The organism is Parvibaculum sp. (assembly GCF_019635935.1).
Taxonomy (GTDB): Bacteria; Pseudomonadota; Alphaproteobacteria; order Parvibaculales; family Parvibaculaceae; genus Parvibaculum.
Genome location: NZ_JAHBYN010000001.1, coordinates 1624037 through 1639068, shown reverse-complemented (window position 1 = coordinate 1639068; position 15032 = coordinate 1624037). Strand labels below are relative to the sequence as shown.

12 protein-coding genes are annotated in these 15032 nt (G+C 64.1%); 3 read left to right on the top strand and 9 right to left on the bottom strand.

The window, feature by feature from the left end; translation table 11 throughout:
- The first annotated feature begins 34 nt into the window (after positions 1-34).
- Positions 35-1738: a SulP family inorganic anion transporter gene (locus tag KF719_RS08165; protein ID WP_293508222.1), complete on the top strand. Its 1704-nt coding sequence runs from the start codon at positions 35-37 to the stop codon at positions 1736-1738.
- Here the strand turns inward: KF719_RS08165 and KF719_RS08160 are convergent.
- The 4 genes from KF719_RS08160 to KF719_RS08145 form a co-directional block, all read right to left on the bottom strand.
- Entirely contained in the window at positions 1735-3405 is a 1671-nt protein-coding gene (locus tag KF719_RS08160) for an FAD-binding oxidoreductase (protein WP_293508221.1), read from the bottom strand. The genes KF719_RS08165 and KF719_RS08160 overlap by 4 nt on opposite strands.
- 22 nt (positions 3406-3427) lie before the next feature.
- Complete coding sequence (locus KF719_RS08155; RefSeq protein WP_293508220.1) at positions 3428-4378, bottom strand: diacylglycerol kinase family protein; 951 nt, start codon at positions 4376-4378, stop codon at positions 3428-3430.
- Entirely contained in the window at positions 4375-6072 is a 1698-nt protein-coding gene (locus KF719_RS08150) for a glycerol-3-phosphate dehydrogenase/oxidase (RefSeq protein WP_293508219.1), read from the bottom strand. The genes KF719_RS08155 and KF719_RS08150 overlap by 4 nt, the downstream gene beginning before the upstream one ends.
- A 94-nt stretch (positions 6073-6166) precedes the next feature.
- The gene (locus KF719_RS08145; protein WP_293508218.1) at positions 6167-6817 is read right to left on the bottom strand and encodes a DsbA family protein; all 651 of its coding nucleotides are present in this window, start codon (positions 6815-6817) and stop codon (positions 6167-6169) included.
- Between the two features lie 138 nt (positions 6818-6955).
- On the opposite strand from KF719_RS08145, the gene KF719_RS08140 reads away from it, so the two are divergent.
- Together KF719_RS08140 and KF719_RS08135 are read left to right on the top strand one after the other, a co-directional pair.
- Complete coding sequence (locus tag KF719_RS08140; protein WP_293508217.1) at positions 6956-7867, top strand: alpha/beta hydrolase; 912 nt, start codon at positions 6956-6958, stop codon at positions 7865-7867.
- 4 nt (positions 7868-7871) lie between these two features.
- Positions 7872-8777: an alpha/beta hydrolase gene (locus KF719_RS08135; protein ID WP_293508216.1), complete on the top strand. Its 906-nt coding sequence runs from the start codon at positions 7872-7874 to the stop codon at positions 8775-8777.
- Positions 8778-8787: 10 nt separating this feature from the next.
- On the opposite strand, the gene KF719_RS08130 is transcribed toward KF719_RS08135, so the two are convergent.
- From KF719_RS08130 to KF719_RS08110, 5 genes are all read right to left on the bottom strand, one after another.
- Complete coding sequence (locus KF719_RS08130; RefSeq protein WP_293508215.1) at positions 8788-9555, bottom strand: SDR family oxidoreductase; 768 nt, start codon at positions 9553-9555, stop codon at positions 8788-8790.
- A gap of 70 nt (positions 9556-9625) precedes the next feature.
- On the bottom strand, positions 9626-10084 hold the full coding sequence (locus tag KF719_RS08125) for a GNAT family N-acetyltransferase (protein WP_293508214.1): 459 nt from the start codon (positions 10082-10084) through the stop codon (positions 9626-9628).
- Positions 10085-10547: 463 nt separating this feature from the next.
- On the bottom strand, positions 10548-12398 hold the full coding sequence (locus KF719_RS08120) for an acyl-CoA dehydrogenase C-terminal domain-containing protein (RefSeq protein ID WP_293508213.1): 1851 nt from the start codon (positions 12396-12398) through the stop codon (positions 10548-10550).
- A gap of 347 nt (positions 12399-12745) precedes the next feature.
- A complete protein-coding gene (locus KF719_RS08115; RefSeq protein WP_293508212.1) occupies positions 12746-14215 on the bottom strand; it encodes a serine/threonine-protein kinase in 1470 nt (489 codons plus the stop codon).
- Positions 14216-14549: 334 nt separating this feature from the next.
- Positions 14550-14924 carry a hypothetical protein gene (locus KF719_RS08110; protein ID WP_293508211.1) on the bottom strand — a complete coding sequence of 125 codons (375 nt, stop codon included), beginning with the start codon at positions 14922-14924 and terminating at the stop codon, positions 14550-14552.
- Positions 14925-15032: the final 108 nt, after the last annotated feature.

Genomic DNA, 15032 nt, shown 5'->3' with positions numbered 1-15032 from the left:
TCCGCCGCCCGGCCGAAGACCCGGAGACATCGTCATGTCGCAGCGGGCGCCCGCGCCGCCGCCATCCTCGTCGCTTCTCGTCCCGAAGCTCGTCACCGTGCTTCGCGAGGGCTACGGCTTTGCGGCCTTCCGCGCCGATTTCATCGCCGGTCTGACGGTCGCCATCGTCGCGCTGCCGCTCGCCATGGCGCTTGCCATCGCCAGCGGCACGACGCCCGACAAGGGCCTCATCACCGCGGTCGTCGCCGGCTTCCTGATTTCGGCGCTTGGCGGCAGCCGCTACCAGATCGGCGGGCCGACCGGCGCCTTCGTCGTCGTCGTCTTCAACGTCATCGCGATCCACGGCTATGACGGCCTTGTCATCGCGACCGCGATGGCCGGAATCATGCTGGTCGGCGCGGGGCTGCTGCGCGTCGGCGCCTTCATCAAATATGTGCCGCAGCCGGTCGTCACCGGCTTCACCGCCGGCATCGCGGTCATCATCGCGGTGAGCCAGGTGAAGGATTTCCTGGGGCTGTCGCTCGACCACGAGCCGGCCGAGTTTTTCGAGAAGGTCATGGCGCTCGGCGCGGCGCTGCCGGGCGTCGCGGCGCCGACGCTTGCGGTGGCGCTCGGTGCGCTCGCCATCATTCTGCTGGTGCGGCGCTATCGTCCCGAATGGCCGGCCTTCCTGATCGCGGTTGTGGTCGCCGCCGCCGCCGTCGCGTCGCTCGGTATCGAGACCGACACGATCGGATCGCGGTTTGCCGGGCTCGAACCCAGCTTCGCGCTGCCCGATTTCCCGCATGTGACGATGGAGCGGATCGTCACGCTATTCCCGAGCGCCTTCACCATCGCCTTTCTGGCCGGTGTCGAGTCGCTCCTGTCGGCCATGGTCGCCGACAGCATGACCGGGCGGCGTCACCGCTCCAATTGCGAGCTCATCGCGCAGGGCATCGCCAATTGCGCCTCGGCCGGCATCGGCGGTCTGCCGGCGACCGGCGCCATCGCGCGCACCGCCACCAACATCCGCGCCGGCGCGCGCGGGCCCGTTGCCGGCATGTTGCATGCGGTTTTCATTCTGGCCTTCATGCTTTTCCTCTGGCCGCTCACCGGTTTCGTCCCGCTGGCGGCGCTCGCCGCCGTGCTGCTGGTGGTCGCCTGGAACATGAGCGAAATCGACAAGTTCCGCCATTTGATGAAGGCGCCGGCCGGCGACCGCGCCGTGTTGCTCATCACTTTCGCGCTCACCGTTGCGGTCGATCTGACGGTTGCGATCCAGGTCGGCGTCGTGCTTGCGGCCGTTCTTTTCATGCACCGCATGTCCGAGGCGGTCGAGGTGCAGGCCGATCTCAAGGTCATCGACGAGGATGTTGCCGACGACGCGCCGCATCTCCAGCGCCCGGTCGAGGAACATGAGCTGCCGCCGGGCGTCGTCTCCAGCGTCATCCGGGGGCCGTTCTTTTTCGGTGTCGCGATGCGGCTCGGCGAAACGCTCGACCGCATCGGCGCGCCGCCGCGCGTGCTGATCCTCCGGATGCGCGCCGTGCCGATGATCGATGCCTCGGGCGCGTCCGCCATCGATACGCTGATCGCGCGTTGCCGCCGTCACGGCACGGCCGTGCTGATTACCGGCCTCCAGAAGCAGCCGCGTCTCATCCTGCGCAAGATGGGCGTCACCGCCGATCCGCTGGTCAGGCTCGTCCCCGGCATCGACGAGGCGCTGGTTCTGGCGCGCGAGATTGTGGCGGGAGACTAGGCGAACAGCTTTCCCGGATTCATCACGCCTTTCGGGTCCATCTCGCGCTTCGTCGCTTTCAGCAGCGACATACCGATCTCGCCTTTTTCCTCCGCCAGCCACGGCACATGGTCGGTGCCGACGCCGTGATGATGGCTGATCGTGCCGCCGTTCATCAGGATCGCGTCGGAGGCGGCGCGCTTGATCGCCTGCCATTGCGCGATTTCGCGGTCGAGCTGGCGCGGGAAGATGAAGGTGAAATAGAGGCTCGATCCGTCGGGATAGGAATGGCTGACATGCGCCATCACAATGCCGCGCGCATGTTGCTCGGGCATGTTGGCGCTCATCGCGCCGTCGATGGCGGCCACGACCTTCTCGTGCAGATTGGCAATGTTCGACCAGCGCGTCGAGGTTTCGAGCGTGTCGACGCCGATGCCGCGATCCATCATCGGGTCGCGGATCGCCGGACCGTTGAAGCGGCCGTGAAACCAGCGCTTGCCGGGCCCGGTGCCCAGCGCCAGCGCGCCGAGCCGTTTGCAGATCGCTTCGGTCTGCTCCTGCGCCCAGATCACCGTGTCCTTCTCGCCTTCATGGCCGATCAGCATCAGGCAGGGTGCGTCGTCGAAGCCCTTCATTTTCAGATAGGCGCGTTGCAGCTTGGCCTTCAGTCCGCCCGAGCCCGTCGCGGAAAAAGTCTGGAAGAAATAGGTTTCGGGCGCGTCCGACAGGCGCACCATTGCGACCGGAATTTCGGCGTGGTTGATGCGCCGCGCCGCCTCGACACCGGCGGCGAAATTCTTGAACAGATAGCCGCGATAATCCTTGCGCTCCGGCAGGTCATGGATTTTCACCGTCGCCTCGCAGATGACGCCGAGCGTGCCTTCCGAACCCGCGACCAGCTGGTTGAGGTTCGGGCCGGCGGCGGAGGCGGGCGTCGCCTCGGTCGTCCAGAAACCTTTCGGCGTCGCGAGCTTCGCCGAGACCAGCCATTTCTCGGCCTTGCCGTAGCGGTTGGATTGCTGCCCCGCGCCGCGCGCCGCGATCCAGCCGCCCAGCGTCGAATATTCGAAGCTCTGCGGATAATGGCCGAGCGTCACGCCATGCGCCTGCAACTGTTCCTCAAGCGCCGGCCCGTAGATACCGGCCTCGATGCGCGCCGTCATCGACACCTTGTCGATCTGCACGATGCGCGTCATCAGCGTCGTGTCGAGCGTCAGCACGGCGCCGCCGAGCGTTTTCGAGACCGCATTGATGCCGCCCACCACCGACGAGCCGCCGCCATAGGGGATCAGTGCGATGCCTTCCTCGGCGCAGAGCTTGACGATGGCGAGCGTTTCCTCGGCCCCGCGCGGATAGATGACGGCGTCGGGCGCCATGTCGAGCTTGCCCGCGCGTACATAAAGCAGGTCGTGATAGGACTTGCCGCGCGCGTGAAAGGCGCGTTCGTATTCGTCGGTGCGGAACTGGTTGTCGCCGACAATGCCGCGCAGCTTTTCCTGCGTCGCGTTGGAAATGCGGCAATGCGGCAGGCGGATGTCGGCCAGCGGCATCGCCGGCGTCAGCGGCAGCCGGCTCATGCCGAGCGTTTCCTCGATCCAGCTCCATTGGGCGGCGTCGGCGGGCAGCGGGTTCGGCTGCTTCACCGGGCCCCAGCCGTTCCAGCGCAGCGTCTGTCGGTCGATGGTCATGTTTCTTCCCGTCTTTTCTTTTTCAGCAGCGCAGCGTCAGCGCCTGCGGCATGATTTCGAAACGCGCCGGCAGGCGGCCCGGCCCTTCGCCGTCGACATCGAGCAGCACCGGCTCGGCGCCCATCGGTGTCGCCATCACCCATTTGGCGCGCGTGTGCGAGACTTTCTCGCCCCCGATATGCGTGCCCTCCTTCATCGACCCCGTGCCGGTCAAAAGGTCCATGAAGGTGAGGTCGCGCATCACGACGAGATCGAACAACCCGTCATCGGGTTCGGCGTCAGGCGCCATTTTCAGCCCACTGCCGAAATAGCGTCCGTTGGCGACGGCGCCGAGGCCGATATTCAGCGTCGCGTCGAAGCCCGTATCGGTGGTGATGCGCACCGGCCGCGTGTTGTGGCGCATCGCGGTCGTCAGCGTCGCCCAGAAGAAGGCGAAGTTGCCGCCCAGCATTTTCGGCCAGGTGGCGCGGTTGACGGCGCGCACCGTTTCGCCCGACAGGCCGAAGCTCGCGATATTGTCGAAATAGCGCGTCGCCTCGCTTCCGTCTTCCGAAACGAAAGTCAGCTTGCCGATGTCGATCTTGCGCGCCGTGCCGGCGGCGATGCGCGCGACGCAGCCCTCGGCGTCCTGCGGCAGGTCGAAGGTGCGGCGGAAGTCGCCGCCCGTGCCGGCATTCAGAATGGCGAAATGCGCTTCCGGGTTGACCGGCAATCCGTTTTCGAAAAAGCCGTTGACCGCTTCGTTGATGGTGCCGTCGCCGCCGACCGCGACGACAAGTTGCGCGCCGTCCTTCAGCGCGCGGCGCGTCAGCTCGGCGGCGGGCAGGAAATGCGGCGTCGAGGGACCGCCGGTGAAATGCGCACGCACCGGCCCCAGTTCCTTTTCGAGCGCGGCGGCGATCACGCGCCAGGCGCGGCCCGTGCGGCCGCCCCCTGAACGCGGATTGACGATGGCGGCGATATGCGGCATCATGCGGCGGCCTTGCTGGCGGATTGCGTGTCGAAGGCGCGGGTCGTTTCGGCGATTTCGCGCGCCGTCACGGTTTCGTCCCAGCCAAGTTCGCGACGCATCAGTTCGGCGGCGTGCGCGATGACATCGGGGCCGGGATGGCCGAGTGTGCCGAGGCCGGTGCGGCGGAAGACGACATCGGCCAGATGCCGCGCCATTTCGTGGCGCACCGCATGCACCACCTGTGCGCCGATCTCGGCGACGTTGGGCCCGAGCCGGCGCAGCAATTCCTCGCTCTCGCCCTGGCGTTCCGTCGCGGTTGTCAGCACCTCGTCGATGCGGCTGCCATAGAAGGCGACAAGGTTTTCCACCACATCGCCCGGCAGATGCGCGTGACGCAGTTTCGCGCGCGCGATGAAGCTTTTCAGGCGGCCGATTTCGCCGCCATAGACCGGCGTGCAATGCGTTTCGCATTTCGCCGTCTTGCCGAGCTTCTTCAGCGCGAGGTCCACCACCTGTTCGGCGAGGTGGCGCGATGTCGTCCACTTGCCGCCGATGGCCGACACCAGCCCCTCGATCGCCTCTTCCGGCGCGTGATCGTAAACCTCTGCGGCGCGGCTCGCGTTGTAGGAGTCCTTTTTGCCGTCTTCGCCCGCCACTTGCGGCGTCGTATCGACCAGCGGGCGCAGGCCGACATAAAAATGCAGCACATCCGCGCGCTTCAGGTTCAGCCCCGGCAGCCCGTCATTCACGACGCGCAGGAAATCGGCGATGTCTTTTTCGGTCACGCCGGCCTTGTCGGGTTCCTCCTCGAACACGGTGTCGGTCGTGCCGATGATGGTGTGGCCGCGCCATGGGATGACGAAGAAGTGCCCGCCGATCTTTGACTTGATTGCCAGCGCGTTTTCGCCGGTCAGCGCGCGGGTGATGATGTGGATGCCCTTCGAGCGGATCAGGCGGCGGGCCGGCGTGTCGTCGGCAAAGCCCATCAGCTTGTCGGCCCAGGGCCCGGCGGCGTTGACCACCACCTTGCCGCGCACGCGATGCGTCTCGCCGGTCAGCCGGTCGCTGACGGTGATGCCCTTGATGCGCACACCGTTTCCCATCGCCGCCTCGCTGTCGAAGCCGGTCACCTCGGCATAGTTCGCGGCGTCGGCGCCATATTCGACGGCGCCTTCGATACATTCGAGGCAGAGCCGTTCGGGCGCGAACATCTGGCAATCGTAGTAGAGCATCGCGCCGGTCAGCCCCTCGCGCGGCAGCGACGGAACGAGGTCGAGCGCCTTGCCTTTCGACAGGCGCTTGAAGCCCGGCAGCTTCTTGTCGTCGTCGGAAAGCCAGTTGCGGTCGAAGGAGAGCAGATCGTAGAGCGCCAGCCCGATCGACATCACGATCGGCCCCGACATGCCCCAGCCATAGGTCGGCAGCACGAAGGGCAGCGGATGCACCATATGCGGCGCGTTGTTCTCCCAGCGGCGGCGCTCGCGCAGGCTTTCGCGCACCAGCTTCAATTCGCCGTTGACCAGATAGCGAAGCCCGCCATGCACCAGCTTCGACGATCCCGCCGTCGTTGCATGGGCGAAGTCGTCCTTTTCGAGCAGCGCCACTTTCAGGCCCCTGAGCGCCGCGTCCCAGGCGACGCTGGCGCCGGTGATGCCGCCGCCCACCACCACGAGGTCGTATTCGGTCGCACTCATGGCGTGGAGATCGCGCTGCATCTTGTCCTTGTCCGCTGATTGGCCCCGAGGATCGCGAGGCTAGCCGGACGGGGCGTGAGGGTCCAGCCCGCCGGACGTTGCGGCATTTCGGGCCTCAGCCCCGCTTCTTCAGCCCTGCCTGCCGCATCCGCCATTTCAGGTGCTCGAAGCGGTCCTGGCCGAAAAAGGGTTCGCCCTCGAAGACCATCAGCGGCACGCCCCAATGGCCGGCGGCCTTCTGCGCCGCCTCGTTGCCGGCGATGACGGCCTCCAGCCGGTCTTTCTCCTTCTCGGCCGCCGCGTCCAGTTCGTCCATGTCGAGGCCGGCCCGCGCCGCGGCGCCGCGCAGATGGTTGCCCTCATGCCAGTTTCTGGTGCCGCCGAAAATCACCGCCGAGACTTCGCTGACGAAGGCGAGGCCCTTGCCGCGCTCCGCCGCCAGCGCGCCCGCCCGCGTCAGCCGGCCGATATAGGGCTGCTCCTTCGGCACCGTGCCCGATTTCATGTCCATCACGATCGGGTCGGGCGAGGGCCAGGCATAGGGCAGGCCCTCCATTTCGGCGACGCGGGTCGTGTCTTTCAGCAGGTAGGGCGGCCACATCGGATTGACCTGCTTGAAGAAACCCTCGATGCGGACCGCGATCGGATAGACGGGGCGCAGATTGGCCTTCACGTCGTAGTCGCGCTCGAAGGCCGCCAGCCGCGGCGTCACCAGATAGGAATAAGGCGAGCGGAACGACCAGAAAACATCGTAGGTCAGCGTCATGGCGGGGCTTCCTCTCTTGCCTGCCTCTGCGGACAGGTTTTTAATGAAATTCATTAGTATCGTTTGGGATGCGCCCGGCGCAAGGCCGCTGTTAGAGTTGGGCCAACAAGCAAAAGAACCACAGGGAGGACCCACACCATGCCGCAAATCAAGGCGAACGGCATCGACATCGAATATGAAAGCTTCGGCCCGGAAGACCGCGAAACCGTGCTCCTCATCATGGGTTTCAGCGGTCAGCTGACGCTCTGGCCGGTCGAGCTTTGCGACGCGCTCGTCAGCCGCGGCTACCGCGCCATCCGTTTCGACAATCGCGATGTCGGTCTTTCTTCGAAGATCGAGGAAGCGGGCGTACCCGACATGGAAAAGGTCGTCGGGGCGCTGCTCGGCGGCGCGCCTTACGTGCCGGCCTATTCGCTCGACGACATGGCGGCGGACGCCGCCGGTCTTCTCGACGCGCTCGGTATTGAGCGCGCGCATATCGTCGGCGCCTCGATGGGCGGCATGATCGCGCAGCTCGTCGCCGCCAACCATCCCGACAAGACGCTGTCGCTCACCTCCATCATGTCGAACACCGGCAACCCCGATCTGCCGCAGGGCAAGCCCGAAGCGATGGGCGCGCTGCTCGCGCCGGCGCCGGCGCCCGACGACATCGAGGCGATCGTCCAGCGCGGCATCAACACCTGGCGGACGATCGGCAGCCCCGGCTATCCGACCGACGATGCGACGATCCGCGAATGGGTGCTGCGCGACACGAAGCGCAGCTATTATCCCGTCGGCACCGCGCGCCAGCTCGCCGCGATTGTCGGCAATGGCGACCGGCGCGAGAAGCTGAAGCGGGTCAAGGCGCCGACCGTCGTGCTGCATGGCGCCGACGATCCGCTGGTGCCGGTCGAGGGCGGCAAGGACACGGCGGCCAGCATCGCCGGCGCCGAGCTCCGCATCGTCCCCGGCATGGGCCACGATTTCCCGGTCTCGCTGGTGCCGACATTCGCCGATGCCATCGAAGCTGCGGCGAAGCGCGCCTCCGGCGTTTCGCGCGCGGCGGATTGAGCCCATGACGCAGAAAATCGTCGAGGCCAACGGCATCTCGATCAATTGCGAGGACCGGGGGCCGGAAGACGGCACCCCGATCCTTTTCGTCAACGGCTACACCTCGACCATGATGAGCTGGCCCGAGGAGCTGATGGAGGGCTTGCGGGCCGAAGGCTTCCTCGTCATCCGCTACGACAACCGCGATGTCGGCAAGTCGGAGAAGTTTTCCGGCCTGCCGAAAGCCGCCGATGTCGTGGCGGCGGTGCGCGAGGGCAAGAAACCCGACATGCCCTACACGCTTGCCGACATGGCCGCGGACGGCATCGGCGTGCTCGACGCACTCGGCATCGACCGTGCGCATATCATGGGCATTTCGATGGGCGGCATGATCGTGCAGCGCATGGCGATCCATCATCCCGAACGGCTGATCTCCGTCACCTCCATCATGTCGTCGACCGGCAATCCCGATCTGCCGCAGGCGAGCGAGGCGGCGATGAAGGCCTTGCAGGAACAGCCGGCATCGGAAGATCGCGAAACGGTCATCCGCCACCGCATGAAGGGCCGCCGCGTCTATCAGAGCCCGGCCTATCCGAAAACGGAAGAAGACCTCTACGCCTTCGTCGCGCGGGAATACGACCACATGTATTACCCGGAAGGCGGAGTGCGCCAGTATGCGGCGATCATGGGCGACGGCAGCCGCGTCGCGGCGCTCAACAAAGTCCGCCTGCCCTTCCTCGTCATTCACGGCGATGCCGACCCGCTGGTGCGGCCGGAAGGCGGCGCCGACACCGCGAAGTCGGTGCCCGGCGCCAAACACGTGGTCATCGAAGGCATGGGCCACGACCTGCCCGCCGAGCTCTGCCCGCGTTACGTCGAACTGATCGCCACCCACGCCCGCGCGGCGGAACGGAAAGCGGCGGCGGAGTAGGGAAGGTCCCTCAAACTTCCGCCGAGCCGCCGTCCACGGGAATAGTCGCACCCGTCGTATAGGCCGAAGCGCGCGAGGCGAGGAAGATCGCGACGCCGGCCGCGTCCTCGGGCGTGCCGATGCGACCTAGAGGGTTGCCGGCCTTGATCGCGTCGCCGAAGCTTTCCAGCGTCGCCTTCATCATCTGGCTCGGGAAGGGGCCGGGCGCGATCGCATTGACGAGGATGTGTTCGCGCGCGAGCCGCTTGGCGAGATGCCGCGTCAGCATGATGCAGCCGGCCTTCGACGACGAATAGGCATAGGTCTCGAGTTCCGGCGGCTCGATGCCGTTGACGGATGCGGTGTTGATGACGCGGGCCGGGTTGTCGGCGCTCGCCGAAGCGCGCAGCAGCGGCAGCATCGCCTGGGTCAGGAAGAAGACGCCCTTCAGGTTGATGTTCATCACCTTGTCCCAGCCGCTCTCCGAATAGTCGTCGATCGGCTCGCCCCAGGCCGCGCCCGCATTGTTGATCAGCACGTCGAGTTTCTTTTCGCGTTTCGAAAGTTCGGCCGCGATGCCCTTGATGCCTTCGCTCGTGCCGAGGTCGAAGGGCAGCGAGATGCAGGTGCCCTTCTTCGACAGTTCTTCGGCCAGCTCGTTGCAGGCCTGCGCCTTGCGCGCCGTGATGTAGACCTTCGCGCCGTTTTCGACGAAGCCGGTCGCGATCATTTCGCCGATGCCGCGCGAGCCGCCGGTGATGAGGACCGTCTTGCCCTCGACGCTGAACAGATTTTTCATGTGAGTTTCCCCGGTTGAGATTTCGATGGCGCGAAAGCTAGCGGACGCAGGGGAAAGGCGCAATCCGCGGTCAGTCGGCCAGCCGCTTCGACATCAGCGTGCGGCCGGAATCTTCGTAGCCGCGGCTGTCATAGAGGCGCCGCGCGCGGGCATTGTGCAACTCGACTTCGAGATGCAGGTAGCGGATGCCGGCCTCCTTCGCCGCGCGCTCGGCCACATCCATCACCGCGCGCCCGAGCCCCCGGCCGCGCCAGGCTTCCACCAGATGCAATTCGTCGATGAAGCCGTCGGTGCCGCCATATTCGACCGAGAAGCCGAGCGAGAGGATCAGATAGCCGGCGGCCTCGCCTCCGTCGCGGATGATGAAGGCGCGCGCATTCGGCTCGCCCGCACAGATGCGGTCGAGCGCCGGGCCCTGCTCGGCCGCGTCATATTCATGGCCGTCGAAGGCGTAGTAGTCGCGCACCAGCTCTTCCAGCAGCGCGCGGTCGGCGGCGGTCACGGGGTCGAATGTCAGGGCGTCGCTCATGGCCGGAGTTTATCCGCCTGGCGATCCTCCGTGGTCAAATGAAAAATACGTGAAAGAAGAATTTTGCACGCGAAGGCGCGAAGACGCGAAGAAGGAGGAAAGAAAGGTTTTGCACACAGAGGCGCAGAGACGCAGAGACGCAGAGGTGCTGGATGCGTGGCCCCGGCCGTGCCTTCATCGCTGTAATGATGGCGCCTGCGGCGCGAAGAATCTTCCGGCGCGGAGCGCCAGAAAACCTTCTAATTCTTCGCTGCCGTTCGGCCGATGGATCCCGGCTTCCGCCGGGATAACACATCCGGGTTGGGGAGCGCAGTGCCTTGCCGCAGGCACGGCACCTCTGCGTCTCTGCGCCTCTGCGTGAACCCCTTCTTCTTCGCGTCTTCGCGCCTTCGCGTGCCAGACCTTCCTTCAAACAAAAAGGGCGCCCCGCGAGGGACGCCCTTTCTTCATTCAAAACGAAGCGTCAGAAATTCGCCGCGTCGAGCGCCATGTAGCCGTCGGCGCCTTGCTTGGCGCGTTCGAGCCAGCTTGCCGTCATCGGGATTTCGCGCTCCATCCAGTAGCGGGCGAGCACCAGCTTGCGCTCATAGAACTCCTTGTTGCCTTCGCCGGCCTTCAGTTTCGTGAGCGCGATCTTCGCCATCTGCGCCCACATCCACCCCAAGGCCACGGTGCCGAAAATGTTCAGCATGTCGTAAGAGGCCGCGCCCGCATTGTCGTAATTCTTCGGCGCGTTCTCCATCAGCCAGCCGGCCGCTTCGCCGAGGCGCTTGTAGCCCGCCTGCAAGGGTTCGATGTAGGGCTTCATTTCGGCGTCGCCTTCGTTCGCCTTGATGAATTCCTCGACCTTCGCAAAGAAGGTCATCGTCGCGCGGCCGCCCTTCGCCGTCATCTTGCGGCCGACGAGATCGAGCGCCTGGATGCCGTTCGCGCCTTCATAGACCTGGTTGATGCGCGCATCGCGCACGAACTGCTCCATGCCGTGGTCGCGCACATAGCCGTGCCCGCCGAAGACCTGCATCGAATCGTTCGCGGCCTGAAAGCCCCGGTCGGTGAAGAAGGCCTTGATGATCGGCGTCATCAGCTGCGCGAGGTCGGCCGCCTCCTCGCGTTCCTTCTCGTCCTTGCCGAAGACCTGCAGCGTGAACAGCATCGACACATACATCGCAAGCGCGCGTGCGCCCTCGACGAAACTGCGCGACGAAATCAGCAGGCGCCGCACATCCGGGAACACCATGATGGGGTCGGCCGGCCCGTCCGGGTTTTTGGCGCCGGTCAGCGCGCGGCCCGCGAGACGCTCATTCGCGTAAGCCACGCCGTTCTGATAGGCGACTTCGCCGATCGCGATGCCCTGAATGCCGACGCCCATGCGCGCGCCGTTCATCATGCCGAACATGCCGGCCATGCCGGCCGATTTCGACTTCTTCACTTCGCCGGTTTCGGTTTTCTTTTCCGGCGGGCGGCCGCCGAGGCGGTAGGCCACCGCGTCGTCGAAATTCAGCACCGCGGTCGCGTTGCCCTTGATGCCCATTTTCTTTTCGATCGAGCCGCAGCTCACGCCGTTGCGGCCCTTGATCGCGCCGGTCTCCTTGTCGACCAGCATTTTCGGCACCATGAAGAAATTGACCGTCGACAGATCGTTGGCGAGCTTGCCGTCCTCGCCCGGAATTTTCGCGATCACCATATGGATGATGTTGTCGGTCATGTCGTGGTCGCCACCGGAAATGAAAATCTTGGTGCCGGTGATGCGATAGGTGCCGTCTTCCTGTTCCACGGCCTTGGTCTTCATCAGCTTCAGGTCGGTGCCGCAATGCGGCTCCGTCAGGCACATCGTGCCCGTCCATTCGCCGGAGATCATTTTCTTCGCCACATGCTCGCGCATCCAGGGCTCGCCCGTCGCCCAGAGCGCGGAATAGGCCGCCGTCGTCAGGCCCGGATACATCGCGAAGGCCTGATTGGCCGACATGCCCATTTCGGTGATGGCGAAAGTCACGACCGAAGGCAGCGCCGCGCCGCCCGCTTCTTCCGGCGCGCCGAGGCGGTTCCAGCCGTCGGCGCAGAATTTCTCGAAGGCCTCTTTAAAACCGGGCGGCGTGCGCACGACGCCGTTTTCGAGCACGCATCCGTGTTCGTCGCCCACCTGGTTCAGCGGCTGCAGAACCTCCTCGCAAAACTTCGCCCCGCCTTCGAGGATCGCGCCCGTCATGTCGGGCGTCAGGTCGCCGAAGCCCGGCACATCGGTCCGCTTGTCGATGCCAAGCAGCTCGTGAAACAGAAACAGGAAATCTTCCACAGGGGCCTTGTAACTCGGCATCGGGGGCTCCTCGCTTTCAGGATTGTCAGTAGACGCGGCGGAATATGGCCGAGCCTAGTGCATTTGTCGAGCATGACGCGAGGGGAAGCGGCATGCATGCACACGCATCTTCATACGCGGCGAAAACACGCGCGGATTTGCTGAGGTGGGGCGCGGAGTGCGACTCCGCAAGCTGCGGTGTCACACGGCGCAAAACACACCTAAAGATGTCACTCCGGCGAAAGCCGGAGTCCATGGGCCTCACGGCGCATGCGGGCGCCAATGAAGAATTCACGCGAAGGCAGGCCATCTACTTCTTGGCGACAAGGGCAGCAGGTAGCGCTGCAGGACGGGGGATGTCGAGGCGGTCACTTCGGCCAGCTCCGGATTGGCATGGAACTCGGACGCCTAAGTTCTCCAACAATTGCCTTGGCTACCAACGTTTGCCACCGCTCGAAGAATTTTTCTTCATCTTCACCATCAATGGGCATGGGGCCATATGCAACAGATACAGCGGAAATCGCGTTGCTGAGCGCATCATGTAAATCCTTATTGCAATCAGGTATGGCAAACGGTTCATCGCGATTCTCTGACATTAGCTGCCAAAATGAAATCTCGTACCATCGGTAGCTCCCTGCGCCATCTGGATCAGCGTAGACAAGCGAAGCAGACCAAACATAATGGGGACCGCTTTTGGAACAGCTTACTCGGACGGTCGAGATGGCCACTATGTCCCACTTGTGTTTACCTGGCGCTTTTCCCTTGTCCTCTGACACACTCGTCACAAGTCCGCCGAACTCGACATTGGCTGCCCCTGCCGAAAGACGATGTTGAACGATTCCAGCGTTGTCCACCTCATCTTGTATTGTTTTGAAGAACCGGTTTCGTATCGCCAGAAGGGCACCTTTAGCACCATTGAAAAGCTCGCCTCGCTCGCGATACCGAGTTTCTTGACTTTGTCTTATGGCTTCTAGCTCTGCTTCTTCCTTTGCAAGCTGTCGACCCGCAGTTTGCAACGCGGTGACGGCACCTGAGACATTCTTTGTTTGGAGCGGAATGTCACCAAAGACTTGCTTGCAGCGCGACAAGGTAGGACGAGCCGCTGCTTGTTTGCGCAGCATCTGCGTCACGAATGCAGCTATGCGAGCAGGGAGTACAGCAATTTCGGGAGGCGCAGTATGTAAGTGCATGTCGCGAACGTCGGTTACCGATCCAAGAAACGGTGGATTTCCTGTCGCTAGCGCAGTTGCGATGCAACCTAATGCATATATGTCTGTCGCAGAACTGACCTTTCGTCCCTCCCATTGTTCCGGTGCCGCATATGCTGGGGTGAGAGCTTCCTTAAGCGTCTCTATCGACGTTGAGTCCTCGACGAACTTCGCAATTCCGAAATCTGCGATCTTCCATGTACCGTCGTGAAGAAGCACGTTCGAAGGTTTGAGGTCGCGATGGGTGATATCTGAAACTTCTTCGAGCCCACCTAGGATTGCGCGAATTGAGGTCTGAAACAGGTCGACATCAAATGTGCCGTCCAGTTCATCAATTTTCTCCTGCAAGCTACAATCACAGACGGGCATAATCAGGAAATACCGGTCTGACTCAGCGTCCTGCCCTGCGTCCAGTACGGGGACAACGTAGTGCAATTCGCGCGACATCAACTTCCGGCCGATTGAAAGTTCGCGATGGGCTGCCTTTGCGGCTCGAATTAGAAGCCTCTTTACAGCCACAGGTCCGTCTGGACCTGAGCCAAGAAACACCTGTCCGAAGCCGCCTGGAGGTCCCAGCGGCTTCGACTCGTCGAAAGTCCATTCGCCACCGAGCAACTTAATAGTTTGCATGCTGTTGCACCTATAGATCAGATACGTTGATAACAAGCGATCCGGAAAAATTGAGTTTCTTAAATTTAAAGCGATCTAAGCAGACGCAGATCCCTGTTCCTTGAATATCTCACGGCCTCTCCTGATGCATTGCCCGCAGCCCGTGCGGGCGGTTGTTGCTGTTGTAACCCGGACTGTCACCACAGTTGAGGTTGATGTCGCGCAGCAATGCGGCATCGCAGATGGACCCCGGCTTTCGCCGGGGTGACAGTTGAGGGAGGGCTGTGCCGGTATAGGCTTTTCTCCTCCGCGTCTCCGCGCCTCCGCGCGCAAAACCTTTCTACCCCCTGACCCCTCACCGCGGCAGCGGCGCGCGCGTAAACGCCGCCGTCTCGCCCTTTGCCCGGAGCGACCATGCCGTCCACAGGTCCTGCAATGGGTCCTCGATGGCGCCGGCGCGGGCGATCACGTCGCGGGCGCGGGCGCGTTCGGGCGACACGAAGCCGTTTTTCGGGTTGCCGCGCGCGCCGATGCGGTCGCGCTGCGCGGCGGCGGTCATCAGCCTGCGGAGCATGTCGAGGCGCTGGCCGAGGTCGTCCCGCCGCGCCGCTGCTTCCCTTCGGGCCGCCTCGCGCGGCGCCTCCGCCCCGAGTGTCGCTTCGGCGTCCGTCATCGCCGCCCTGGTGCCGTCGATGAAGGCCAGCGCCTCGCGGTATTCGCCCGCGCTCATCACGCGGTCCGAGGCGGCGGCGGGCTTTATCCCCGGTCCGGCGAAATCCGGGGCGGGGACAAGAAAAAGCGCCGTCAGAAGGCAAAAAAGATATCCCCGCCGCATTTT

Bases quoted from the DNA above. Each gene is read 5' to 3' on its own strand.
- KF719_RS08165 (WP_293508222.1), top strand. From the start codon at position 35: ATGTCGCAGCGGGCGCCCGCGCCGCCGCCATCCTCGTCGCTTCTCGTC.
- KF719_RS08160 (WP_293508221.1), bottom strand. From the start codon at position 3,405: ATGACCATCGACCGACAGACGCTGCGCTGGAACGGCTGGGGCCCGGTG.
- KF719_RS08155 (WP_293508220.1), bottom strand. From the start codon at position 4,378: ATGATGCCGCATATCGCCGCCATCGTCAATCCGCGTTCAGGGGGCGGC.
- KF719_RS08150 (WP_293508219.1), bottom strand. From the start codon at position 6,072: ATGCAGCGCGATCTCCACGCCATGAGTGCGACCGAATACGACCTCGTG.
- KF719_RS08145 (WP_293508218.1), bottom strand. From the start codon at position 6,817: ATGACGCTGACCTACGATGTTTTCTGGTCGTTCCGCTCGCCTTATTCC.
- KF719_RS08140 (WP_293508217.1), top strand. From the start codon at position 6,956: ATGCCGCAAATCAAGGCGAACGGCATCGACATCGAATATGAAAGCTTC.
- KF719_RS08135 (WP_293508216.1), top strand. From the start codon at position 7,872: ATGACGCAGAAAATCGTCGAGGCCAACGGCATCTCGATCAATTGCGAG.
- KF719_RS08130 (WP_293508215.1), bottom strand. From the start codon at position 9,555: ATGAAAAATCTGTTCAGCGTCGAGGGCAAGACGGTCCTCATCACCGGC.
- KF719_RS08125 (WP_293508214.1), bottom strand. From the start codon at position 10,084: ATGAGCGACGCCCTGACATTCGACCCCGTGACCGCCGCCGACCGCGCG.
- KF719_RS08120 (WP_293508213.1), bottom strand. From the start codon at position 12,398: ATGCCGAGTTACAAGGCCCCTGTGGAAGATTTCCTGTTTCTGTTTCAC.
- KF719_RS08115 (WP_293508212.1), bottom strand. From the start codon at position 14,215: ATGCAAACTATTAAGTTGCTCGGTGGCGAATGGACTTTCGACGAGTCG.
- KF719_RS08110 (WP_293508211.1), bottom strand. From the start codon at position 14,924: ATGAGCGCGGGCGAATACCGCGAGGCGCTGGCCTTCATCGACGGCACC.